The sequence below is a fragment of the Catenulispora yoronensis genome, assembly GCF_039531695.1.
GTDB lineage: Bacteria > Actinomycetota > Actinomycetes > Streptomycetales > Catenulisporaceae > Catenulispora > Catenulispora yoronensis.
The window spans coordinates 118,774-142,011 of sequence record NZ_BAAAQN010000024.1 but is presented as its reverse complement, the minus strand read 5'-3'; the positions used below and the strand labels follow the sequence as shown (position 1 = coordinate 142,011).

General features: G+C 70.2%; 21 protein-coding genes. 10 read left to right on the top strand and 11 right to left on the bottom strand.

Annotated features, from left to right (window positions below; translation table 11 throughout):
* Nucleotides 1-223: 223 nt before the first annotated feature.
* Entirely contained in the window at nucleotides 224-736 is a 513-nt protein-coding gene (locus ABD481_RS21160) for a hypothetical protein (RefSeq protein ID WP_344667438.1), read from the bottom strand.
* Between the two features lie 49 nt (nucleotides 737-785).
* Nucleotides 786-2,246, bottom strand: a complete 1,461-nt coding sequence (locus tag ABD481_RS21155; RefSeq protein ID WP_344667437.1) for a sugar porter family MFS transporter — start codon at nucleotides 2,244-2,246, stop codon at nucleotides 786-788.
* Between the two features lie 75 nt (nucleotides 2,247-2,321).
* Here ABD481_RS21155 and ABD481_RS21150 point away from each other — a divergent pair, with 75 nt between their 5' ends.
* On the top strand, nucleotides 2,322-2,744 hold the full coding sequence (locus ABD481_RS21150; protein ID WP_344667436.1) for a M67 family metallopeptidase: 423 nt from the start codon (nucleotides 2,322-2,324) through the stop codon (nucleotides 2,742-2,744).
* 102 nt (nucleotides 2,745-2,846) lie between these two features.
* On the top strand, nucleotides 2,847-3,152 hold the full coding sequence (locus ABD481_RS21145) for a TfoX/Sxy family DNA transformation protein (protein WP_344667435.1): 306 nt from the start codon (nucleotides 2,847-2,849) through the stop codon (nucleotides 3,150-3,152).
* Nucleotides 3,153-3,196: 44 nt separating this feature from the next.
* Here ABD481_RS21145 and ABD481_RS21140 read toward each other — a convergent pair whose 3' ends face one another.
* On the bottom strand, nucleotides 3,197-4,486 hold the full coding sequence (locus tag ABD481_RS21140) for a peptidoglycan-binding protein (RefSeq protein ID WP_344667434.1): 1,290 nt from the start codon (nucleotides 4,484-4,486) through the stop codon (nucleotides 3,197-3,199).
* A gap of 92 nt (nucleotides 4,487-4,578) precedes the next feature.
* Here ABD481_RS21140 and ABD481_RS21135 point away from each other — a divergent pair, with 92 nt between their 5' ends.
* Complete coding sequence (locus ABD481_RS21135; RefSeq protein ID WP_344667433.1) at nucleotides 4,579-5,337, top strand: hypothetical protein; 759 nt, start codon at nucleotides 4,579-4,581, stop codon at nucleotides 5,335-5,337.
* A gap of 34 nt (nucleotides 5,338-5,371) precedes the next feature.
* Here ABD481_RS21135 and ABD481_RS21130 read toward each other — a convergent pair whose 3' ends face one another.
* Both ABD481_RS21130 and ABD481_RS21125 read right to left on the bottom strand, forming a co-directional pair.
* Nucleotides 5,372-6,232, bottom strand: a complete 861-nt coding sequence (locus ABD481_RS21130; RefSeq protein ID WP_344667432.1) for a LysR family transcriptional regulator — start codon at nucleotides 6,230-6,232, stop codon at nucleotides 5,372-5,374.
* A 33-nt stretch (nucleotides 6,233-6,265) separates the two neighbouring features.
* Complete coding sequence (locus ABD481_RS21125; protein ID WP_344667431.1) at nucleotides 6,266-6,901, bottom strand: TetR/AcrR family transcriptional regulator; 636 nt, start codon at nucleotides 6,899-6,901, stop codon at nucleotides 6,266-6,268.
* Nucleotides 6,902-7,038: 137 nt separating this feature from the next.
* Here ABD481_RS21125 and ABD481_RS21120 point away from each other — a divergent pair, with 137 nt between their 5' ends.
* Nucleotides 7,039-9,261 (top strand): MMPL family transporter, encoded by a 2,223-nt coding sequence (locus ABD481_RS21120; protein ID WP_344667430.1) that lies wholly within the window; start codon nucleotides 7,039-7,041, stop codon nucleotides 9,259-9,261.
* Between the two features lie 90 nt (nucleotides 9,262-9,351).
* Nucleotides 9,352-10,650 (top strand): M18 family aminopeptidase, encoded by a 1,299-nt coding sequence (locus ABD481_RS21115; RefSeq protein ID WP_344667429.1) that lies wholly within the window; start codon nucleotides 9,352-9,354, stop codon nucleotides 10,648-10,650.
* A gap of 33 nt (nucleotides 10,651-10,683) precedes the next feature.
* Here the strand turns inward: ABD481_RS21115 and ABD481_RS21110 are convergent, their stop codons facing one another.
* Together ABD481_RS21110 and ABD481_RS21105 are read right to left on the bottom strand one after the other, a co-directional pair.
* Nucleotides 10,684-11,628 carry a M56 family metallopeptidase gene (locus ABD481_RS21110; protein ID WP_344667428.1) on the bottom strand — a complete coding sequence of 315 codons (945 nt, stop codon included), beginning with the start codon at nucleotides 11,626-11,628 and terminating at the stop codon, nucleotides 10,684-10,686.
* A 126-nt stretch (nucleotides 11,629-11,754) separates the two neighbouring features.
* Entirely contained in the window at nucleotides 11,755-12,156 is a 402-nt protein-coding gene (locus tag ABD481_RS21105) for a BlaI/MecI/CopY family transcriptional regulator (RefSeq protein WP_344667427.1), read from the bottom strand.
* A gap of 83 nt (nucleotides 12,157-12,239) precedes the next feature.
* Here ABD481_RS21105 and ABD481_RS21100 point away from each other — a divergent pair, with 83 nt between their 5' ends.
* From ABD481_RS21100 to ABD481_RS21090, 3 genes are all read left to right on the top strand, one after another.
* The gene (locus tag ABD481_RS21100) at nucleotides 12,240-13,679 is read left to right on the top strand and encodes a cytochrome ubiquinol oxidase subunit I (protein WP_344667426.1); all 1,440 of its coding nucleotides are present in this window, start codon (nucleotides 12,240-12,242) and stop codon (nucleotides 13,677-13,679) included.
* The gene (locus tag ABD481_RS21095; protein ID WP_344667425.1) at nucleotides 13,676-14,674 is read left to right on the top strand and encodes a cytochrome d ubiquinol oxidase subunit II; all 999 of its coding nucleotides are present in this window, start codon (nucleotides 13,676-13,678) and stop codon (nucleotides 14,672-14,674) included. The genes ABD481_RS21100 and ABD481_RS21095 overlap by 4 nt, the downstream gene beginning before the upstream one ends.
* Before the next feature lie 113 nt (nucleotides 14,675-14,787).
* Nucleotides 14,788-16,284 (top strand): cellulose binding domain-containing protein, encoded by a 1,497-nt coding sequence (locus ABD481_RS21090; protein WP_344667424.1) that lies wholly within the window; start codon nucleotides 14,788-14,790, stop codon nucleotides 16,282-16,284.
* 513 nt (nucleotides 16,285-16,797) lie between these two features.
* Here ABD481_RS21090 and bldC read toward each other — a convergent pair.
* The gene (gene bldC / locus ABD481_RS21085) at nucleotides 16,798-17,001 is read right to left on the bottom strand and encodes a developmental transcriptional regulator BldC (protein WP_012784549.1); all 204 of its coding nucleotides are present in this window, start codon (nucleotides 16,999-17,001) and stop codon (nucleotides 16,798-16,800) included.
* A 396-nt stretch (nucleotides 17,002-17,397) separates the two neighbouring features.
* Entirely contained in the window at nucleotides 17,398-18,264 is an 867-nt protein-coding gene (locus tag ABD481_RS21080) for a DUF8083 family protein (protein ID WP_344667423.1), read from the bottom strand.
* Between the two features lie 374 nt (nucleotides 18,265-18,638).
* Between ABD481_RS21080 and ABD481_RS21075 the strand changes: the two genes are divergently transcribed.
* Both ABD481_RS21075 and ABD481_RS21070 read left to right on the top strand, forming a co-directional pair.
* Nucleotides 18,639-19,727, top strand: a complete 1,089-nt coding sequence (locus ABD481_RS21075; protein ID WP_344667422.1) for a Glu/Leu/Phe/Val family dehydrogenase — start codon at nucleotides 18,639-18,641, stop codon at nucleotides 19,725-19,727.
* Nucleotides 19,728-19,967: 240 nt separating this feature from the next.
* Nucleotides 19,968-20,246: a DUF3073 domain-containing protein gene (locus ABD481_RS21070; protein WP_344667421.1), complete on the top strand. Its 279-nt coding sequence runs from the start codon at nucleotides 19,968-19,970 to the stop codon at nucleotides 20,244-20,246.
* A gap of 244 nt (nucleotides 20,247-20,490) precedes the next feature.
* On the opposite strand, the gene purM is transcribed toward ABD481_RS21070, so the two are convergent.
* Entirely contained in the window at nucleotides 20,491-21,579 is a 1,089-nt protein-coding gene (gene purM / locus ABD481_RS21065; RefSeq protein WP_344667420.1) for a phosphoribosylformylglycinamidine cyclo-ligase, read from the bottom strand.
* A 139-nt stretch (nucleotides 21,580-21,718) separates the two neighbouring features.
* Nucleotides 21,719-23,236, bottom strand: a complete 1,518-nt coding sequence (gene purF / locus ABD481_RS21060; protein ID WP_344667419.1) for an amidophosphoribosyltransferase — start codon at nucleotides 23,234-23,236, stop codon at nucleotides 21,719-21,721.
* Nucleotides 23,237-23,238: the final 2 nt, after the last annotated feature.

The window sequence follows — 23,238 nt, the reverse complement described above, 5'->3', positions numbered from 1 at the left end:
GGGCGGCGGTGCTGTACCCGTAGGGCTGCCGACGTGAGCGAGGGGAACAAACCCCCACCTCACAAACCGCCAGCGCAGGGACTAGCAGGGCCCACCTATGGAGCTGGCGCCAGTTCTCCGAGGGATCAGAGGTCCTCGCCGGAGGCGCCTGCTTTACCCAGCTTTTGACTTTTGGTTAGCCTTTGACTGGCTTTTGACTGACTCTTAACTGTTACCAGCCCACTCACAGCTTCGCCATCGCCGCCGCCAACGCCTCCCGCGAAGCCCCAACCTTGGCGCTCCCCGTCCGCTCGTTGATCTCCACCGCCAGGCGGAAGCGCAGCGCGGCCTCCACGTGCTTGCCCTGGTCGTAGAAGCTGCGCCCGGAGTGGTGTGCGGCGGCGGCTACTAGGGCGTCGTCGTTGAGGTAGAGCGCCAGCTTTTCGGCTCGGTGGAACATGGTGTCGGCTTGGGTCCACTCGCCGCGCCATTGGCGGGCGTGCCCGACAAGTAGCTGGGCGCGGACCATGCGGCGGAGGTCGCCGGACATGTCGGCGGCGGCGAGGGTTAGTTCTGCTTCGAGGACTGCGTCGTCGAGGCGGCCCGCGATGCGGAGGAGGGTGGCGTACTCGGCGCGGGTGTCGGGGTCCTGCTCCAGGTCGCGCACGGCCAGGTCGTTGAGGCGTGCGGACAGTGTCGCCGGGTCGGCCACGGTTTCGCGCAGCGTTTCCGGATCGGTCGGGAAGTCAAGGCCCATAGTTCCATCCTGCGCTGTGCGGCGCTGCTGCGCGACACCTGTGTGGTGCCTACCCCATGGACTCCAATGTCTTGCCCTTGGTTTCCTTGACCAGGTAATACACGAATGGTACCGAGATCGCCGCCGCCAGGGCGTAGAGCGTGTAGGCGCCGGCCAGGCTCCAGCGGGACAGGGATGGGAACGAGACTGTCACGAGCCAGTTGGCCAGCCACTGTGCGCTGGCTGCCACGGACAGGGCCAGGGCGCGGATGCGGTTGGGGAACATCTCGCCGAGGAGTACCCACACCACGACGCCCCAGGACATGGCGAAGAAGAACACGTAGGCGTTGGCTCCCAGCAGGGCTGCCACGCCCTGGCCCTTGGGCAGTGATGTCTTGCCGCCGCTGGTGTCGGCGTAGGAGAACATCCATGCGCAGATCGCCAGGGACACGGCCATGCCCACTGAGCCGAACAGTAGGAGTGGACGGCGGCCGATGCGGTCGACCAGGGCCATCGCCACGATCGTGCCGGCGATGTTCACCACGGCGGAGATCATGGAGATCAGGAGGGAGTTGGAGGTGTCGATGCCGACCGACTGCCACAGCAGGGAGCTGTAGTAGAAGATCACGTTGATGCCGACGAATTGCTGGAACACCGACAGGCCGATGCCGATCCACACCACCGCCAGCAGGTTGCGGCGGCTGGGGGTCAGCAGGTCGACGAGCTTGGGCTTGACCTCGCCGGCCAGCTGGGCGCGGATCTCGGCGATGCGGTCGCCGACGTTGGCCTTGGTGCCCTCGACCTCGGCCAGCACCTTGCGGGCCCGCTCGTCGTCGCCGATCGCCACCAGGTAGCGCGGGGACTCGGGGATCATCGAGGCGAGGATCCCGTAGAGGATCGCGGGAATGGTCTCGGCGCCGAGCATCCAGCGCCAGGCGGCCAGGCCGCCGAGGTGGTCGGTGTTGGTGCCGCCGGCGGCCAGCCCGATCAGGTAGTTGACCAGCGCCGAGATGGCGATGCCGAGCACGATCGCCAGCTGCTGGAACGCCGTCAGGCGCCCGCGATAGGCCGGGGGCGACACCTCGGCGATGTAGGCCGGGCCGATCACGGAGGCGATGCCGATCGCGAAGCCGCCGATGATCCGCCAGAGGGTCAGGTCCCAGGTCTGGAAGGCGAACATCGAGCCGATCCCGCTGGCGGTGAACAGCACGGCGGCGATCTGCATGGCGCGGATCCGGCCGATCCGGTCGGCCATCCAGCCGCCGCTGAGCGCGCCGACGGCGGCCCCCGGCAGCGCCGCTGCGACCATGAAGCCGGTGGTGCCGCTGTCCACGTCGAAGTCATGTTGGATACCGGTCACGGCGCCGTTGATGACCGCCGAGTCGTAGCCGAACAGGAAGCCGCCCAGGGCCGCCGCGGCCGCGATGAAGACGATGCGCGGCGCCACGGCCGCCGCGGTTCCGGTACCGCGCGGGGCTCCGGTACCGCCCTCGCCGCCGGTGCCGTCCGGACCTCCGGTGCTGGTCGTCATGTCCTACCCCTGCCGCCGAATCCGCCGGTTGAAGCCGCGGTGCGCCCGATCGGGTGGTTGGCCTACCGTGGAGGCATGCTGACCATCCCGCAGGAGATCTACGACGCGATCATCGCCCACGCGCGCGCGGACCACCCCGACGAGGCGTGCGGGATCGTGGCCGGCCCCGAGGGCTCCGACCGCCCGGAGCGCTTCGTGCCGATGACCAACGCCGAGCGCTCGCCCACCTTCTACCGGCTGGACGCCGACGAGCAGTTCAAGGTGTGGAAGGAGATGGACGCCCGCGACGAGGAGCCGGTGATCGTCTATCACTCGCACACCTCGACGGAGGCCTATCCGTCCCGGACCGATGTCAGTTATGCCTCTGAGCCCAACGCGCATTACGTCCTGGTGTCCACGCGCGACGCCGACAAACTCGGCGATTTCCAGTTCCGCTCGTTCCGCATCGTCGACGGCGAGATCACCGAGGAACCGTGGACGATCGAGGAGCCGGCCTAGGCAGCCCGCGCCGGCGGCCACCGCCCGGCGAACGCGACCGCCGCTCCCCTGACGGGTCAGTCCAGGATGCCAAGGTATGCCGCGCCGGGTCAGGCTGGAGGCGTGAGTTCGACTGAGACGGCCACCCCGATTCAGAACGCCGTGAACATAGGGCCGGTGCTGACACAGCGCCTGCGCGACGTCGGCGTCACCACCCTGGACGAGGTCCGCGAGCGCGGCGCCATCGAGGTGTGGCAGCTGATCGCCGACACCGCCGAGGGCAATGAGTGCGCGCACATGCTGCTGGCCCTGGAGGGCGCGTTGCGCGGCCAGCGCTGGACGTCGATCCCGCGCTCCGAACGCGACGCCTTACTCGTCGAGGTCGGATTGAAGGACGCCTCGGAGCTGCACGCGCCGAAAAAGCGCTGAGGCTCCCGGCCGGCCCCGACAAGGGTCGGCCGCAAGCCGTCCCGTCAGCCGACGACCTTGCCCTGCTGCAGGGCGCCCCACACCTTGTCGTTGGCGACACCGTCCGCCTGGAGCCCCACAGCCGCCTGGTACTGGACCACGGCGCCGAAGGTGTCCATGTCGAACTGCCCGCTGGCCTTGACGTTCTGGTTCAGCGCCGACGACAGGGCCCGCTGCAACCGCTTCACGTCCTCGGGGTTCGCGGGCTTCCCGTGGCGGTCGCCGCCGCCGATCATGCTCATCATGCTGAGCTGCGGCTTGGACCCGGCCGCGATCAGCGCGGTCTTGGTCGGCCGCCCGACGACGCCCGCCGGGTCGGCCGGGTGGGTCCGGTTCTGGAAGGCGATCACCGCAGCCTGAGTGGCCTGGTCGAAGGTGCCGCTGACCTCGCCGTTGTAGAGGTGCAGCTGCTTGAGCCGGGTCTGGAGCCACTTCACGTCGGCCCCGGTGACGCCGAGCGCCAGCGTGCCCGGCGGATGCGGCGCGGTGGACGGCACCGTGGTGGACGGCGCCGCCGCCGAGGAGCTCGGCTCCTTGCTGCTCGCCGGCGCGGAGGCGGCCGGGGATTTCGGGGTGACCACCTCGGTGGCGCTGCTGCCGGGGGCCGCGGCCGGAGTCGGACTGCCGCCGCCGATCGTGATCAGCGAGATCACGATGACCAGGACCGCGCCGGCCGCCACCCCGATACCGATCATCGCCCCGCGACTGGAGCGGGGACGCGGCGCCGGCTCGGCGTCGTAGTCGTCGGTGTAAGGGCCGTCATAGGGCTCGGAGTAGTGCGCGCCGCCGCCGGCCTGGTAGTCGATCGGCTGGTCATAGGCGGGCTGGTCGTACCCGGGCTGGTCATACCCACCGCCCGGACCAGAACCAGGACCAGGACCCGGGCCCTGCCCCGGACCCGCGACCGGGGCCATCACCTGGGTCGCGTTCGGATGCGGCGGAGCACCGCCCTCCGGCCGGAACAACTCGGCGTAGTGATCGAGGTCGGTGGGGCCGGGAACAGGACCGACGCCCGAAGCCGCGACCGGACCGGCACCTGGACCGGCACCCGGACCGGCACCCGGACCGGCACCCGGACCACCCTGCGCGGGTAACGCCTGCGTGGGATCGTGCTGGGGCGGCAGGTCCCAGGTCATCCCGCCGGCGCCGGAGGCTCCACGCGCACTGGGATACCCCACCGCGGCGAACGCCTGCGTCGGATCCGCCGCCGCGGCGTACTTCTCACCGCAATTCGGGCAGTACCGGGCACCTGGCGCCGTCGGCAGGACGGTCCCGCAGCGATGACAAGTCTCCATGGTTCTGAGAACCCCCTCGGGCAGACCCGCCCACTTTAGAACACTGCGGCAAGGCCTGTTTGCGACGTGGCGACAGGACTACCCTCGGCCGCATGCACGAGCACCACGACCACACGCGTCCGGAGCCCGAACACCACCGGATATCGCCCCACGTCCCCGGCCTGCACTGGGACCCGGGGAAGATACCGGCCTGGCTGCGCATGACGTCCGGGGAGCCGCGGTGGCCGGTGACTCTTGGCGTACTCTTGGCGATCGCTTTGCAATTGGCCCTGCCGGACCGCTACGCGCTGAAACCGCGCTATCTGCTCCCGGTGCTCGAAGTGGCGCTGCTCGCGGGCCTGATCGCCGCGAACCCGGTCCGCTTCCAACGCGAGCACCCGGTGATCCGGTGGGCCTCGATCATCCTGACGTTGATGGTGGCGGCCGCGAACTTCGGCTCCATCGCCCGCCTGGTGCACCAGATCCTGCACCACCACGAAGGCAACGACCCGATCAACTACGCACAGACTCTGCTGGGTTCGGGACTCGCCATCTGGATCACCAATGTCCTGGCGTACGCGCTGTTCTACTGGCAGTTCGACCGCGGCGGCCCGTTCGCCCGCGCCCAGGCCCGCAAGCCCTACCCGGACTTCCTGTTCCCGCAGATGACCGACCCGTCGAAGGCCCACGACGAGTGGGAGCCGGGGTTCGTGGACTACGCCTATCTGTCCTTCACGAATTCCACGGCGTTCTCCCCGACCGACACCCTGCCGATGTCCTCGTGGGCGAAGATGACGATGATGTCGCAGTCGGTGGTCTCGCTGGTGACAGTGGCGCTGGTGGCTGCGCGGGCGGTCAACGCGCTGCCCTGATCCGAGCCGCTCAGCCCGGTCCCGCGTTCTGCCGCTACCAGTGGGCCGCGACCGCGACCAACCGGTCCCGAACCCGGAGCACCGGCGCCGACCGGGCCCGCTGTCCGCGCACGGCGACGAACACAGTGCGGATCGGCGGTATCTCCGGGTCGTCCAGCAGCACCAGCGTGCCGGCCTCCAAAGCGTCCGCGCACAACGGTCTGGGCAGCACCGCCGCACCGCACCCCTCGACCGCGGCAGCAAGAACGCCGCGCAGGTCGGGAACGACCAGCGCGGCGTCGGAAGGCGGTTTCGCGTCATAAACCGAGGACCAGTACAGCCGTATATAGGGAAGATCCTCGGTGAGATCGATGAGCGGCATTCGTCCGCCGCGGTCGAACGGCTTCCAGCGCGGGGCGCCGACCAGCGCGTACTCCTCGTCGGCGAGCGGCAGCGCGCTCATCCCCGGCAGCCGGGGCCGGCTCGTGGCCAGCGTCAGGTCCAGCCGCCCGGCGGCCAGCAGGGCTAGCAAATCGTCGCTGCGGCCACCGGTGACGACGGCGCGCAGGCCCTCGTCCAGCAACGGAGCGAGCGCCGGAAGCAGCAACGTCGCCGTCAGCGAGGCCGGGCAGCCGAGGCGGATCGGGCCCTGGACGGCGTCCGGGAGCAGGGCGTCCTGCGCCACCGCGGCGAGCGCGTCCAAATGCGGGGCGACAGCGCGCGCCAAGTCGTCGGCGGCTGCCGTCGGCGAAACGCCGCGCGGCAGCCGGACAAAAAGCTCATGCCCGACGCGCTGCTCCAACGTCCTGATCTGCGCAGTGACGGCGGGCTGGGACACGCCGAGGTCCGCGGCGGCCCGAGTGAGCGAGCCGGCGCGGTGGACGGCGAGGAACGTCCTCAGCAGCGCGAGATCCATCGCCCCCAGGATAAGGGCGACGCGGCCGACGAATCAGAGGTTTTCGGCCGGGTTCAGCACGCGGAGCGCAATAGCGAGCAGAACCTCGGTGAGTTCCTGGCCGTCCGGGTAGGCCGCGCCCTCCGGAAGCGCGGGCGTGGCGTCCGGCTCGACGCTCCGCGCCACCGAGAACGCCTGGGCCACGGCGCTGAACGCGGCGCCGGCCAGGATGTAGTCGATCGGCCGGGGATCGGGCCCGGCCAGCTGCCGCACGGTCTCCCGGCGCAGCTTCGCCGAGCGCTCGACGAGCTCGGCGGCGGCCAGCGAGGCGTGGTCGTTCGCGACCAGCTGGAACACCGCCTGGTGCCGGTTCAGCAGGTCGACGTAGGCGCGCAGCAGCGTCTCGCGGTCCGGGTCGGTGGCCACCAGGACCTCGAACTCGTCGATCAGGGGCTGCGTGACGGACTTCAGCAGCTCCTGTTTGGAGGCGTAGTGGTAGTACAGCGCGGCCTTGGTGATGCCGAGCCGGTCGGCGATCTCGCGCAGCGAGGTCTTCTCGTAGCCGTGGACGACGAACAGCTCCAGCGCGACCTGCTGGATGCGTTCCTTGGTGCCCATGGCGTCGTGGGCCGGCCGCAGGTGCTCGTTACCAGACACCGCTTCCGACTCCGGATGTGAGTTGCGTCTCATGAGGCGATCGGGGCCCCTTTCCAGGAACTCAGCCTACTTGCCGCACGGTAAGTTTGTGAAAGCTTGCACGAGATACATCGCGAACCCGGGGCCCGCCTGGGTCTCGAAACCGGAACCGCCTTCAGGAGTTCTGCCCCATGTTCGGACGGCTCGGACGCTTCGTCGTCCAGAATCCGTGGAAAGTCATCGGCGCGTGGATAGTCGCGGCCGTGGCTCTCGTCCTCCTCGGCCCCTCTCTGTCCAGTGTCACCAACGACAACCAGTCCTCGTTCCTGCCGCACAAGTATGAGTCGGTGCAGGCGAACGACGCGCTCGACAAGGCCTTCCCGTCCGCGACCGGGCAGACCGCCACGATCGTGGTGCGGCCGGTGGCCGACGGGGGCACGCTGTCCGCGGCCGACCAGCAGAAGATCTCGGACCTGGCGACGACCGTCACCAACGACAAGCTCACCGGCATCGCGGGCGTGCAGGCCGGCCAGGTCTCGCCCAAGCAGAACGTCCAGCTGATGTTCGCCAAGCTGACCGCCGACCAGGGCGACCAGAAGGCGGGCTCCGACGCGATCAAGGCGCTGCGCACCGACCTGGGCTCGAAGCTCAACGGCACCGGGCTGAAGGCCGAGGTCACCGGGGACGCCGCGATGGGCCTGGACACCCAGGACTCCTCGCAGAAGGCCACCGGCATCGTCATGCTGGCCACGCTGGGCCTGATCATCATCCTGATGGGCTTCATCTTCCGCGGCGTGATCGCGATCGTGCTGCCCATCGTCTCGGTGTTCCTGGTGATGATGGTCTCCCAGCCGGTGATCGCCCTGATGTCGAAGGCGTTCGGGCTGCATGTGCAGTCCTTCCTGGAGATCATGCTGGTCGTGGTGCTGTTCGGCATCGGGACCGACTACATCGTGTTCCTGCTGTTCCGGCTCCGTGAACGGCTCCGGGCCGGCGACACCATCCAGGAGGCCGTGGTCACCACGGTCGAGCGGGTCGGCGAGGCCATCGCCTCGGCCGCAGCCGCCGTCATCATCGCCTTCTGCGCGCTGGCCCTGGCCACCTTCAAGGCGTTCACCTCGCTGGGCCCGGCGCTGGCCATCGCGGTGTTCGTGATGCTGCTGGCCGGGCTGACCCTGGTGCCGGCGCTGATGGTGAAGCTGGGCACGAGGATCTTCTGGCCGGGCAAGAAGTGGCGCCGGATCCCGAGCGCGGGTCCGGCGCGCCGGGCCGGCAACCTGGTCGGCAGCAAGCCGCTGGCCGTCACCCTGGTGTCGTTCGTCATCATGGCGGGCCTGGCGGTCGGCGCGGTCGGGTTCAAGGCCGACTACGACCAGCAGTCGCAGATGCCAGCCAACGTGGAGTCCACCAAGGCCGTCAAGGACATGCAGAACGGCGGGTTCCCGCAGGGCGCCTCGGCCGCGACCGAGGTCGTCGTCACCTCGGCCGACGGCAAGCCGCTGGACCAGGCCGCGATGCTGAAGTACGCCGACCGGCTCGGCGCGGCCTCGCCGGAGATCGGTGGCGTCATGCCGTTCCCGGCCAAGCCCGGCGCCCCGGCCGACGCTCCCAAGGAGATCGTCGCCTACAACGCCGACGGCACCGCCGCGCACATCCAGGTGCTGACCAAGGACTCGCCCTTCGCCAGCAAGGCGATGGCGGCGGTCAACGGCCCGCTGAAGGACCTGGCGCACTCGGCCGCCCCGGCCGGGAGCAAGGCGCTGGTCGGCGGTCCGACCGCGGCGCTGTCCGACATCCAGGCCGCCAACTCCCGGGACCTGAGCGTCATCCTGCCGGTGGCCGCCGCGCTGATCTTCCTGGTGCTGGCCCTCCAGCTGCGCGCGCTGGTGGCGCCGCTGTACCTGATGGTGGCCGTGGGCCTGGGCTACGCCGGCACGCTCGGCGCCTCGGTCCTGCTGTTCCAGAACCTCCAGGGCAAGCCCGGCATGATGTTCATGCTGCCGGTCATGGTCTACCTGTTCGTGGTGGCGATCGGCACGGACTACAACATCCTGATGATCTCCCGGCTGCGCGAGGAGGCCCGTGAGGGCAACTCGCCGCGCCAGGCCGCCGCGCTGGCGGTCGAACACGCCGGGCCGTCGGTGGCCTCCGCGGGCCTGATCCTGGCCGGCACCTTCGCCTCGCTGATGCTGGGCGGGCTGGCGATGATGCAGCAGATCGGCTTCGCGGTGTCGGTGGGCATCAGCATCGCGGCGTTCCTGATGTCGATGTTCCTGGTGCCGGCGTTCACCGCGCTGATCGGGGACCGGGCGTGGTGGCCGGGCCACAAGATGGTCGCGGTGAACCGCGGCGGCGGCGAGCCGCCGGCCGGCCGCCACGACGAGGACATGGTCGGCGCGGGGGCGCAGCGGTAAGGGGCACTTGCGGCCTTCGCCGCCTTTGATAAGAGCTGCGCTCTCCCGTCACTCCAGGTGGCGGGAGGGCGCAGCTCTTATGCTCGGGGTATGCCGATTTTCGATCGCGCCCACACGGACGACCTCCTGACCTTCCTGGCCGCCTCGCCGACCCCGTACCACGCGGTGGCGAACGCGGCTGCCCGCCTGGACGCCGCCGGCTTCCGCCACCTGCGCCAGACGGCGGGCTGGGAGGCGGCCGGTCCCGGCGGTTATTACGTGATCCGGGGCGGCGCGCTGATCGCCTGGCACCTGCCCGACGGCGCGGCCCCGCACGCCGGGTTCCGCGTGGTCGGGGCGCACACCGACTCGCCGAACCTGCGGGTCAAGCCGGTGCCGGACACCGGGCTGGCGGGCTTCCGGCAGGTGGCGGTGGAGATCTACGGCGGTCCGCTGCTGAACTCGTGGCTGGACCGCGACCTGGGCCTGTCCGGGCGCCTGGTGCTGCGCGGCGGCGACGCGACGCTGGTGCACGTCGACCGGCCGCTGCTGCGGGTGCCGCAGCTGGCGGTGCACCTGGACCGCGGCGTCAACGACGGCGGGCTGGTGCTGGACAAGCAGCATCACCTGACGCCGGTGTGGGGCCTGGGCCCGGTCGAGGACGGCGCGCTGGTGGAGTTCGCGGCCAAGGAAGCCGGCGTCGCGGCGGCCGACGTCCTGGGCTGGGACCTGATGCTGCACGACGTGACGCCGCCCGCCTACCTGGGCCGCGACCTGGAGATGATCGCCGGCCCGCGGCTGGACAACCTGGTCTCGGTGCACGCCGGGGTACAGGCCCTGATCGCGGCGGCCACCGCCGGCGCGGCCGGACCGGGCGCGCCGATCCCGGTGCTGGCCGCCTTCGACCACGAGGAGACCGGCAGCGAGTCCGACACCGGCGCGGGCGGTCCGCTGCTGGGCAACGTCCTGAGCCGGGTGGTGGCCGGGCAGCTGTCCGGCACCGCCGACGACTACGCGCGGGCCCTGGCCGGGACCGTGGTGATGTCCAGCGACATGAGCCACGCGGTGCACCCGAACTACCCCGAGCGGCACGAGCCCGGGCACCGCCCGGCGCTGAACCGGGGGCCGGCGCTGAAGATCAACGTCAACCAGCGCTACGCCACCGACGGCCTCGGGCGCGCGATCTGGGCCGACGTCTGCGAGCGCGCGGGGATCCCGAGCCAGTACTTCGTGGCCAAGAACTCCATGCCGTGCGGCACCACGATCGGCCCGATCACCGCCGCGAAGCTCGGCGTGACGACGTTCGACGTGGGGATCACGTCGCTGTCGATGCACTCGGCGCGGGAGCTGGCCGGGGCGGACGATCCGTACTTGCTGGCGTCGGCGGCGGCGACTTTCTTCGGGGAGTAGAGCGGGGCGGCCCGGCTGCGGCCCGGCTGCGGCTCAGCGCAGGACGAACCAGGTCGGACCGGCGACCAGGAGAACGGCGGCGAGCCACGCGGCCGGGCCGATGAGGCGTTCGGCGGTGGTGGATGTACTCGCGCGGACCAGGCGGTGGACTCGATCGAGGGTCGGAGTCGGGGCTGCCGAGTCAGTGGCGGCCTTCGCCTTCCCGGCCTGACCGCCCGAGCGCGGATTCGGGATCGGGCCCCCGGTGCCGCCGATCGCGACGAGGGCCCGGGCCAGCGCGGGGCGTCCGACGGCGCGCACGGCGTGGTCGTCGGCGAGCATCTCGACGAGCGCCGTGACGGCGGCGGTGGCGCGGTGCGCCGGGGGCAGCGGAAGCGCGGATTCCCAGGCGACGAAGGGCTGGACCACGAGTTCGTGGCGCCAGCGGGCGTGAGCGCGCTCGTGCGCGAGGACGGCGTCGAGCTCGTCGGGGGCGAGGGCGGCGATCGTTCCTTCGGTGATGACGATGCGCGTCCGGGTGCCGGGCAGGCAATAGGCGGCGGGCGCGGCGTGTTCGAGGACGCGGAGCTGGCGGTCGGCGTGCTCGGCGGCGAGGTCGACGGCGTCGCGCTGACGGCGGAGCTCACGCTCGATCCGGAAGGCTGAAAGCAAAGTCACACCGATCAGCCGCACCGCGAGGACCCCGGCCAGCGCCAACGCGATCTCCTGGCCCCAGCCGAGCGCCGCCGGGACCCGCAGATGAAGGGCGTCACGGGCGAGCTCGACGAGTCCGGTACGCAGGTGGCCGTCGAGGGGCGCGACCCCGATCGCCAACGGAGCACCGATCAGCGAAAGCCCACCGGCGATACCCACGGCCTGCCACAACGCGATCGCGGCCCGCGGATGCCGCCTCGGCCACCCGGCCCGCGCCAGGAACACCGGAATCGGCCACGCCAAAAGGATCGCGAGGACGGCCAGCGGCCAGGCGTCAGCGAGCATCGGTAACGCTCGGCATGGCCAGCGCGCGAGTTCGGGCTCGGGCCCGGGCCCGAAACTCCGCGATCGCGCTCGGCATGGTGCTCATCGCTTCCAGTTTCCCAGATCCCGTCGACGGCCGGCGCCGCGCTATTCCTCCAGCTCCGCCAGAGCTTCGCGCAGCAGGGCGGCCTCCTCCGGCGACACCGCTCCGGCAAAGCGCACCAGGGCCGAGCGGCGGTCGTCGGTGGTCTCCAGGGCGGCCAGCATCGAGGCGGCGACCACGTCGTCGCGGGCGCTCACAGCGCGGTAGCGGTGGGCCCGGCCGGCGCGTTCGCGGTCGACGAAGTCCTTGCGGCGCAGGCGGTCCAGGACGGTGAGGACGGTGGTGGCGGCCAGTTCGGTGCCGCCGTCGCGGGCCGCGAGGCGGTCGACCAGCTCCTGCGCGGTGCAGCCCTCGGGCTCGGTCCACAGGACGTCCATCACCGCGCGTTCCAGGTCACCCAGCCGTCGGGGGGTGCCTCGGGGGGTGCGTGCGCGCTCGTTCGCCATGCGGGTTACTCTACAACCGGTAGAACTTCTACGGTTAGTAGAAACTCCGGGGGACCAGCTCTCGGGGACCAGAAGGAGCGCCCATGCTCGGCAGCACGCTCACCGACGCCCGCGTCCAGACGGGCTTCTCACTCGCCTTCCACATCGTCTTCGCGGTCTTCGGCGTGGGCCTGCCGTGGCTGCTGATCGTCACCGAGGGCCGCTGGCTCAGAACCGGCGACGCCGTGTGGCTGGCGCTGACCCGCAAGTGGGCCCGGGTGATGGCGGTGCTGTTCGCGATCGGCGCGGTGTCCGGGACGGTGCTGTCGTTCGAGTTCGGGCTGCTGTGGCCGGCGTTCATGGCCCGCTACGGCGGCGTGCTGGGCCTGCCGTTCACACTGGAGGCCTTCGCCTTCTTCGCCGAGGCGATCTTCGTCGGCCTCTATCTGTACGGCTGGAAGCGCCTGTCGCCGCGGGCCCACTGGCTGACGCTGTGGCCGATCGCGATCTCCGGGACGCTGTCCACGCTGTTCATCGTCACGGCCAACTCCTGGATGAACGTGCCGACCGGGGTGACGGAGGTCGGCGGCAAGGTCGTCTCGGCGGAGCCGCTGGCGCCGCTCACCGGCCCCGGCGCGCTGCCCGAGTCGCTGCACATGCTGCTCGCCGCGGTCATGTGCACCGGGGGCGTGGTGGCCGCGGTCTACGCGATCGGCATGCTGCGCGGGCGGCGGGACGCGTACCACCGGCGCGGGTTCCGCGTCGGGCTGGTGGCGGTACTGGCGGCCGCGCCGGTGCAGCTGGTGGTCGGCGACTTCGCGGCGCGCGTGGTGGAGAAGTACCAGCCCGCCAAGCTCGCCGCGATGGAGGCACTGCCGCACACGCGGGACCACGCCCCACTGACGCTCGGCGGCATTTACGACCCGGACACCGGCAAGACCCGCTTCGGCATCGAGATCCCGGACGGGCTGTCGTTCCTGACCGGGTTCCGGGCGGACAAGACCATTCGCGGCCTGGACATCCTGCCGGCGAAGGAGCAGCCGGCGACACCGGTCGTGCACCTGGCTTTCGACACCATGGTGGGCGCGGGAATGGCGATCCTCGGGCTCGCGGCCCTGGTGACGCTGGTCGCGATATGGCGGCGGAGGAAGGGGATCCGTCCACTGATTCCGCTGTCGCGACCGTGGCTGATCGCCGGTGCGCTCACCGGGCCGGCGGCGATGTTCGCGATGCTGGCGGGGTGGGAGGTCACGGAGGCGGGGCGGCAGCCGTGGATCGTCTACGGACGGATGACGGTGCGGGAAGCCGCGACGACCAGCGGGGGCATCGGGTGGTCGTTGGCGGCGACCGTGGTGGTCTACCTCGGGTTGGCGGCGGCGCTGGTGTTGATTCTGCGGCGGTTGGCCACCGGGGCGCCGCCAGAGCTGGCGACATCAGGCCCCGGAATTCAGGGCTCTGAGTCCGACGACTCTGCAGCGGCTGAAGCCGAAGCCACTGATGAAGCCGCTGATGAAGCCACCGACCGGGAAGGGGCGGCCCGATGACGGCTGTCGACTTGCTGCTCGTGGTCATTGTCTGCGCGCTGGCTGCCTACGCGCTGCTGGCGGGCGCCGACTTCGGCGCCGGCGTCTGGGACTTGCTGGCCCGGGGTCGCCACGCCGATCGTGAACGCCGACTGATCGCGCACGCCTTGGGGCCGGTGTGGGAGGCCAATCATGTGTGGCTGATCTTCGTGATCGTGGCCACCTTCAGCGGATTCCCCACCGCGTTCGGGCTGATCGCGCGCGGCTTGGAGTTGCCACTGGCCTTTGCGTTGGCGGGGATCGTGCTGCGCGGCGCGGCATACGTGTACCGCGCCTATGGCGAGGGAGCGGCCGGGCCGGAGAGCCTGTGGGGGCGCATCTTCGCGGTGGCGTCGTCGATCACGCCGTTCATGCTCGGGGTCAGTGGCGCCGCACTGGCCACCGGCAAGGTGACGGCGACATCGGGTCCGCTGGCGCCCTTCGAGTCGCCTTTCGCGTTGGTGGCGGGGGCCTTCGCCGTGATCGTGACGGCGTTCCTGGCGGCGGTCTATCTGTGCCATGACGCTGGCAGCGATACGGAGACGGAAGACTTGGTACCGGTGTTTCGGCGCAAGGCACTGGGATCCGCGGCGATGGCAGGCGTAGTAAGCGTGGCCCTGCTGCCCTTGCTGTATCAGGACGCACCGATCGTGGCGGCGCGGTTCAGCGACCGATCGGTGCCCTTCGTAGTGCTGGCTGTGGTGTGCGGGTTCGGTTCGATCGCGGTGATTTGGATACGGCGGTATGTCTTGGCGCGGGCCACGGCGGCGACGGCTGTGGTCGCCGTGCTGCTGGGGTGGGCTGTGGCGCAGTACCCGGATTTGGTGGTCGGGGCGGCGACAGCGAGCGGGTCCGCGGCGGGAAGTGCGAATCTGCACGCACTGCTGATCGCCATGGGATTCGGTATGGCCGTGATCCTGCCGGCGTTCGCGCTGCTGTTGAAGGTCTTCTCAGGGCCCGAAGAGAGTGCAAAGTAGGTAAAGGGCAACCCAAGGATCGCACGCATTTTCCAAAGCAGGGTCAAGATCCCGGCCGGAGTTGGTTTACGCCACTTCCGTATGGGGTTGGCCCTGCGGTTACCTCTTGGCCCATGGCAGTGCCGAAACGCGTCCGCGTGCTGGGGACCTCAGTGGCCACCGCCGCCGTTGTGGGCGCTGGTGCTGTCGCCGCGTTCACGGCCGGTGCCGCCGGGAGCAGTACGGGGACGGTCACGGCATCCTTTGCCAAAACGACCGATTGGGGCAGCGGCTTCCAGGCCGAGTACACGATCACGAACGGGACCGGGCGCATTGTGCACGGCTGGACAGTGTCGTTCGCGCTGCCGGCCGGGGAGCGGATCAGTTCCCTATGGAACGGGACGATGACCGTGAGCGGCCAACAGGTCACGGTGGCCAATCCGCAGTGGGACGGCGACATCGGGGCCGGGACGAGCGTCGCCTTCGGGTTCGTGGTGGATGCCTCCGGGGGTTCGGGGGCGCCGGAGAACTGCGTCATCAATGGAGCTCTGTGCAGTAGCGGGTCTCGGGACGACGGTCCGACTGCCGCAGTCGGTGCGACTGCTTCCACCGATCCGAGCGCTCCGGGCGATCCGAGCAGCCCTGCTTCGAGTTCCGACGCGAGCAGTCCGCTGACCGCACAGTCGCTGACGGTGCCGCAGCCAGATGCCGACGCGTTGTACAAGTTCGCGCCGTACGTGGACACCGGCCAGCGTCAAGACTTGGGCGCGGTGGCGTCGGCGGCGGGCGTGAAGGCCGTGACGGCCGCCTTCGTGCTGTCGGGGAACGGCTGCGCGCCGGTGTGGAACGGATCCGCCGACGTCACGTTCGACAGCGATCTCAAGGCGGGCCTGGCCGACCTGCGCGCCGAGGGCGGCGACGCGATCGCCTCCTTCGGCGGCGCCAATGGGGTCGATCTGGCACAGGCGTGCACCGATGTGGCGAGTCTAGAGGCGGCGTACAAAGCGGTCATCGACGAGTACGGGTTCACGCACGTCGACTTCGACATCGAGGGCGCGGCCGGCTCGGACAAGTCCTCGATCGCGCGGCGGTCGCAGGCTCTGGCGCGGTTGCAGAGAGAGTACGCGGCGGCGGGGAAGACCTTGGAGGTCTCGTTGACGCTGCCCGTGCTGCCCGACGGGCTGACGCCGGAGGGCGTCGCCGTCGTCACGGACGCGGCCCGGAACGGCGTGGCGGTGTCGGTGGTCAACGTGCTGGCCATGGACTACGGCGACTGGGCCGCGCCGAGCCCGGCGGGGAAGATGGGACGCTTCGCCGACGAGGCCGCGCAGTCGCTGCACGACCAGCTGAAGAAGATCTACTCGGACGCGACCGACGCCCAGCTGTGGGCGATGGTGGGCATCACGCCGATGATCGGCGCGAACGACACCGCCGACGAGGTCTTCCAGGTCGCGGATGCCCAGGTAGTTGAAGAGTTCGCCGCGCTGCACCACATCGGCCGTTTGGGGATGTGGTCGCTGACGCGGGACAAGGTGTGTGCGGGAGCGTCTGCGTGGGCCACCCCCACCTGCTCCTCGATCCAGCAGGGTCCGTACGACTTCTCGCACACCTTCGGGGCTTTTGTCGGTTGATCCCCCCTTGGGAGCCCCGAAGCGGGAGGCCGGGTTCGCTGTGCGGGCCCGGCCTTCCTCATGGGGCCGCCAGACCGGCCTCAGGGCCGATGCCGGGGCTCCGGAAGGGCTGGGGCGGGAACATGTACCGGCGACACCCGCAGGGCGTCACAGAGCCCTGCTACGGCCGGACGGCCCGTAGGCGCCCCGGAGCCCGCCCCAGAGGCATCCCCGAGGCATCCCAGAGCCGCCCTGTCCACCGACCGCCGACCAATACCTCCGCCGCCACGCTCTGGAACACAGCGACTCCGTACGGCTATACTCACACTCACTAATACGAAGCACGACAACGCCCGCCACTGGGAGACCCTGGTGGCGGGCGTTACGTTTTTCCTAAGCGTGGACGCCAGCGGGAGTTCGGGGCGATGGCGCCACGCGCGGTGGGACTAAACCTCGACGTTCCAAGGGACCCGTCCCCTGTCGCGTCGCCCGTCGGCCCCCCGTTGGGTATTACAACGAGAACCCCTGGGCGGCTCAGCCCTCACGCTGCGGCGGGATACCGTTCAGCAGAGCGCGCACCTCCTGCTCGCGGTAACGGCGGTGCCCCCCCAGCGTGCGGATAGAGGTCAGCTTGCCGGCCTTGGCCCAGCGCGTGACCGTCTTGGGGTCGACGCGGAACATCGTGGCGACCTCGGCGGGCGTGAGCAGAGGCTCAGCGTCCGGCGTACGTGCGGTCATATGGACTCCTCCTGACGGAAACGGGCGCCCAGCGCGCCCGATTTCTCGTGGACCCTCCCCGATAGCCTCGCTTGCCCGGTCCCGGGAAGACCGTGCGGCCGTGTCGGTTATAGGACGAACGGCTTGTCGTTCACAGTACAAGTACACCATCCGACCGGCGCCGTGGGCGATATCTATGAAATCGATACACAAAACCCGCACCGGCCGACCCCGGACGTAGGGGCCGATATACGGACAGCTTCACCCTCGTAACGCTGTGTCGATCGAGGACTGCGTCAGGCGGTTGCTTCACCCCCCGGTGTCCGGGTTCGACCCCTGCGGATGATCTTGGCATGCTCGCACCCCGTCACGGAAGACCCCTGATCACACGAGTGGGTTCGACCGTCAGTTCGGGCTTCAGTTCGCGCGCGCCAGCAGGCGCACAGCGTCCCACTTCACCCGATACCGGAGATAAGCGGAGGTGACAGCCGCGTCGTCACCCTCCGCCAGCGCGGCGAGGCCCTCCGCGACATAGCGCACCGAGCAGTCCATGACGACTCCCCCTTCGCGCTCCTCCGCCCCTACAGCACCCTGCGCCACGAGCAGTCCCATGAGCCCCCCATAGTCAAGTTCGACGATGGAGAGCGGATGGAACTCCTCCAGCCACATCCCCAGCGTCTCCACGGCCTCCACCAAGGGCCCCGCCCCCAGCGACCGCTTGAGCACCCGCAGTCCTCTTGCACACCGCTTCCGGGCCGAACTCATGGCTGTCCTAAAGACGAGCGAGTGACCCTCCCCAGCCACGCCGTCCTCCTGTCCGAACAGCACCAGCCAGCGGATGGGGATCTGCCACGACGACGTCAGAATGTGCGGCAACGCCTCTGGGTCCTCGGCCCACCACCGGTCGTAATCACTGTCGGCGCGGTCCAGTACGGCCTGCGGCCAATAGAGCCGCACTCCGCCGTCTCCGTGGACGGCGCGCAGCTCGGTCAGGGCGAGCCAGGAGCGTAGGCGTGACTGCCACGGACATAAGAGCGTCGCTTCACCCGCGCGCATCACATAGGCGACGCGCTCCTCGTTCTCCGGTACGGCGATCGGCGGAACCGCGATCAGCGCGCGCAGCGCCAGGGCTTGTTCGTGCGCCAGGGACGCGCCGTCGGGATTGCGCCCCAGCCACCCCTCCCACGCGGTCCGCTCGCCGGCGGGGAAAGCGGCCAGCGGCTCGTAGACCCGCAGATATGCCATGTATGGCGCCGGGATCGCGCCGCCAGGGGATGCGCGCACGTAGAGATGCTCTCACCAATGAGGGCGGTATGCGCCGGATAGTGCGCCCTATGGCGGTCAACCGCCAGGGGTCGCGCGGGGCCGCCGCGCGGAGTGCCAGCGCGCACCGCACCACCCCGGTGGACCCCAAAAGTCCACGATATGAGACGCCGGCCCGACCGCCGCGCCGTCGTCCACCCCGCCCCACCAGCACCAATACCCGACCTCCTCGGCGCCACCCCCGACAAGCCCACCCACGGAATAGGCTTCCTCCATGCGCGCTCCAGGCACAGGGGTGGATCTCGGGCGATCCTCGAACCGCCCACAGCCGGCGAGCGTGCGCGCGCAATCACAGCAAGTCTCCCCGACCACCAGTCACCATCAGGAGCAACGCAGTGTCCGACAAGACTGACAACGACGTCAGCGAGGTATTCGCCCACGACCACGAGCAGGTTGTCTACTGCCGTGACGAGGAGACCGGCCTCAAGGCCATCATCGCGGTGCACAACACCCTCCTCGGCCCCGGACTCGGCGGCACCCGGTTCTTCCCGTACGCCACCGAGCGCGAAGCCCTCACCGACGTCCTGCGCCTCTCGCGCGGCATGTCTTACAAGAACGCCCTCGCCGGGCTGGACCTCGGCGGCGGCAAGGCCGTCATCATCGGCGACCCGAGCGAGCTGAAGTCCGAGGCGCTGCTGCGCGCCTACGGCCGTTTCGTGGAGTCCCTCAACGGCCGCTACTACACCGCCTGCGATGTCGGCACCTATGTGCAGGACATGGACGTCGTCGCGCGCGAGTCGAAGTTCGTCACCGGCCGGTCGGTGGAGGCCGGCGGCGCCGGGGACTCCTCCGTCCTCACCGCCTACGGCGTCTTCCAGGGCATGCGCGCCTCCGCCGAGTACCTCTGGGGCGCCCCGTCGCTGGCCGGCAAGCGGGTCGGCATCTCCGGCGTCGGCAAGGTCGGCCGGTACCTGGTCGGCCACCTCATCGAGGACGGCGCGTCGATCGTCGCCACCGACCCCTACGAGGGCGCTGTGCAGTGGCTGCGGGACAACTACGCACAGGTCGACATCGCCTCCTCCACCGAGGAGCTGGTGGCCTCGGAGATGGACGTCTACGCGCCGTGCGCCCTCGGCGGAGCCCTGGACGACACCACCGTCGCCGCGCTCACCGCCAAAATCGTCTGCGGGGCGGCCAACAACCAACTGGCTCACCCCGGTGTGGAGAAGCAACTGGAGGCGCGCGGGATCCTCTACGCGCCCGATTATCTGGTGAACTCCGGCGGTGTGATCCAAGTCGCGGACGAGATCAACGGCTTCGATTTCGAGCGCGCCAAGCGGCGGGCGTCGGGCATCTTCGACACCACCCGGCGCATCTATGCCCTGGCAGCGGAGGAGGGAGTGCCCCCGTCGGTGGCCGCCGACCGGCTCGCCGAGCGCCGGATGCGGGATGTCGGCCGCTTGCGCGGCGTGTACCTCCCGTAGATTTTCCGGAGACGCCGCGGAGCTCCCCCCGGTGGCGCGTGGCATCGATGCGGGTATAAGCGCTATCGTGGGGTCGTGCCTGTGACACCCGAGTAACGCGGTCGGCTACACCTGTTCGTGCCGATCAGCCGTATGGCTCGTACCGATCGGTTGGGAAAACAGGTACCGTGAAATTCTCACGACTGACCGTGTGACCGGAGCAGGGGCAGACCAGCCCCGATCGTTGAGGGGGTCGAGCCAATGGGGCGCGGCCGGGCCAAGGCCAAGCAGACGCGGGTCGCCCGAGACCTGAAGTATCGCGACGTGGGGACCGATCTTGCGCAGCTTCAGCGTGAGCTGCAAAAAGACGGGACACACACGTCCAACGGGCATACCGCCGAGCCACCGTCGCAGCAGGACGACGACGACGCGGACGACGACGAGCTGTACGCGAAGTACGCCGACTATGGCGACGATGACGACGACTACGACAGCGAGGACGACGGCGGTTCCCACCGCAGTCACCACCGTCGCGGTTGAGGCTGGACCGGGCCACCAAGCACCGGTTGAGTAGGCCCGTCCCGCAAGGGGCGGGCCTTCGTCACGCACCCACGCCTGTCACGGAAGACACGGATGACACGCGTGGGGCGGCTGGGAAGGACCGACGTCGGAGCGCGTCGGCGAAGCGGCACGCCCCGACGGTCCTGGGACCGCCGGGGCGCCATCCGTGCTTACCCGGAATCGTGCGGGGCCCGCGAGCCCTGCACGGACCGTGCGGGAAGAACTACTTCGCGTACTCGCCGTGCAGCGAGGCTGCGCCGTCGCCGCCCTTGGCACCGCCGACCGTCGTGCTCCCGGGCGCCGCGGCCACCACCTCGCCGCAGACCCACCCGGGCAGCCCGCGCTCGCCGAGCACCCGCAGGAGGGGGTCGACCGACTCGGCCGGCACCACCGCGACCATGCCGACGCCCATGTTCAGCGTCTTCTCCAGCTCCAGCGTGGCCACGCCGCCGAGCGCGCCCACCGTCCCGAACACCGCCGGCGGGGTCCAGGTGCCGCGGTCCAGCCGCGCCTCCAGCCCGGCCGGGACGATCCGGGCGATGTTCGCCGCCACGCCGCCGCCGGTAATGTGCGAGAACGCGTGCACCTCGGCCGCGGCGATCAGCGCCAGGCAGTCCAGCGAGTAGATCCGGGTCGGCTCCAGCAGCTCCTCGCCCAGGGTGCGCCCGAACTCCGGCACCTCCCGGTCCAGCTCCCAGCCGGCCACTTCGAAGAACACGTGCCGCAGCAGCGAGTAGCCGTTGGAGTGGGCGCCGGAGGAGGCCATGGCGACCAGCACGTCGCCGGCCCGGACCCGGTCGGCGCCGAGCACCTTCTCGGCCTCGACCACGCCGGTGCCGGCCCCGGCCACGTCGTACTCCCCAGGCGCGAGCAGGCCCGGGTGCTCCGCGGTCTCCCCGCCGACCAGCGCGCACCCGGCGAGCACGCAGCCCTCGGCGATGCCCTTGACGATCCCGGCGACCACCTCGGGCACCACCTTGCCGGTGGCGATGTAGTCGGTCATGAACAGCGGCTCGGCCCCGCACACCACCAGGTCGTCCACCACCATGCCGACCAGGTCCCGGCCGATGGTGTCGTGCCGGTCCATCCGCTGCGCGATCGCGACCTTGGTGCCGACGCCGTCGGTGGAGGTGGCCAGCAGCGGCCGGTCGTACGCCTTCAGCGCCGAGGCGTCGAACAGGCCGGCGAACCCGCCGATGCCGCCGAGCACCTCCGGGCGGCGGGTCTTGGCGACCCACTCCTTCATCAGCTCGACCGCGCGGTCGCCGGCCTCGATGTCGACGCCGGAGGCGGCGTACGTGGCTCCAGACATGTGCGTTTCCTCAGATCTGTCGGCGTCGGCTCTCGGCGTCGGCGGGGTCGTCGGCGGGGTCGGCGTCGGAAGGCGGCGGTCTGTCCCGCTGTCCGGCTGGTCGGTCGGACTGGCCGGGCTGGTCGGGCTGGTCGGCCGGCTAGGGCCGGGACAGCGCGTCGGTGCGGGCCAGCGGATCGACCGCGATCTCCAGCAGGTGCTTGCCCAGCAGCTCCTCCTCGGGGAGGGCGATCGGGTAGACCCCGTCGAAGCAGGCCCGGCACAGCCGGTCGGCCGACTGGCCGGTGGCGGCGGTCATGCCGTCGAGGGTGATGTAGGCCAGCGAGTCGGCGCCTATCGACTTGGCGATCTCGTCGGTGTTCAGGCCGTTGGCGATCAGCTCGGCCCGGGTCGCGAAGTCGATGCCGTAGAAGCACGGCCACTTCACCGGCGGGGAGGAGATGCGCAGGTGGACCTCGGTGGCCCCGGCCTCGCGCAGCATCTTCAGCACCGCGCGCTGGGTGTTGCCGCGCACGATCGAGTCGTCGACCACGACCAGCCGCTTGCCCTCGATCACCTCGCGCAGCGGGTTCAGCTTCAGGCGCACGCCCAGCTGCCGCAGGGTCTGGCTGGGCTGGATGAAGGTCCGGCCCACGTAGGCGTTCTTCACGAAGCCCGAGCCGAACGGGATCCCGGACTGCTCGGCGAAGCCGATGGCGGCCGGCGTCCCGGACTCCGGGGTGGCGATCACCAGGTCGGCCTCCACCGGCGCCTCGCGGGCCAGGGTGCGGCCCATCTCCACGCGCGCGGCGTGCACGTTGCGGCCGGCGATGGTGGCGTCCGGGCGGGCCAGGTAGACGTACTCGAACACGCAGCCCTTGGGCTGGGGCTCGGCGAACTTGCGGGACCGCAGGCCGTTCTCGTCCACGGCGATCAGCTCCCCGGGTTCTATCTCCCGGATGAAGCCGGCGCCGACGGTGTCCAGCGCGGCCTGCTCGGAGGCCACGACCCAGCCGCGGTCCATCCGGCCCAGCATCAGCGGGCGCACGCCCTGCGGGTCGCGGGCCGCGTACAGGGTGGTCTCGTCCATCCACACCAGGGAGAAGGCGCCGCGCAGCTGCGGGAGCACCTCCACGGCCGCGTCCTCCAGGGAGCGGTCCGGGTAGGACGCGAGCAGCTCGGTCATCAGCCCGGTGTCGGAGGTCATGGCGTGCTTGTCGGTGACGCCGGTCACCGCGCGCCGCTCGGCGGCCAGCCGGGCCAGCTCGCCGGTGTTGGTCAGGTTGCCGTTGTGGCCCAGCGCCACGGCGCCGTGCGCGGTGGCGCGGAAGGTCGGCTGGGCGTTCTCCCACACCGAGGAGCCGGTGGTGGAGTAGCGGGCGTGCCCGATGGCCAGGTAGCCGCGCAGAGACTGGAGGGTGGCCTCGTCGAAGACCTGCGAGACCAGGCCCATGTCCTTGTAGACGAGGATCTGCTTGCCGTTGGAGACCGCGATGCCGGCCGATTCCTGACCGCGGTGCTGGAGCGCGTAGAGGCCGAAGTACGCGAGCTTCGCGACCTCTTCGCCGGGGGCCCAGACGCCGAAGACCCCACAGGCGTCCTGGGGTCCGGTGTCCTGGGGGTCTAGTTCGTGGGTGAGTCTGCCGTCACCGGGGCGGGAACCGGAATGGTGGATCACGC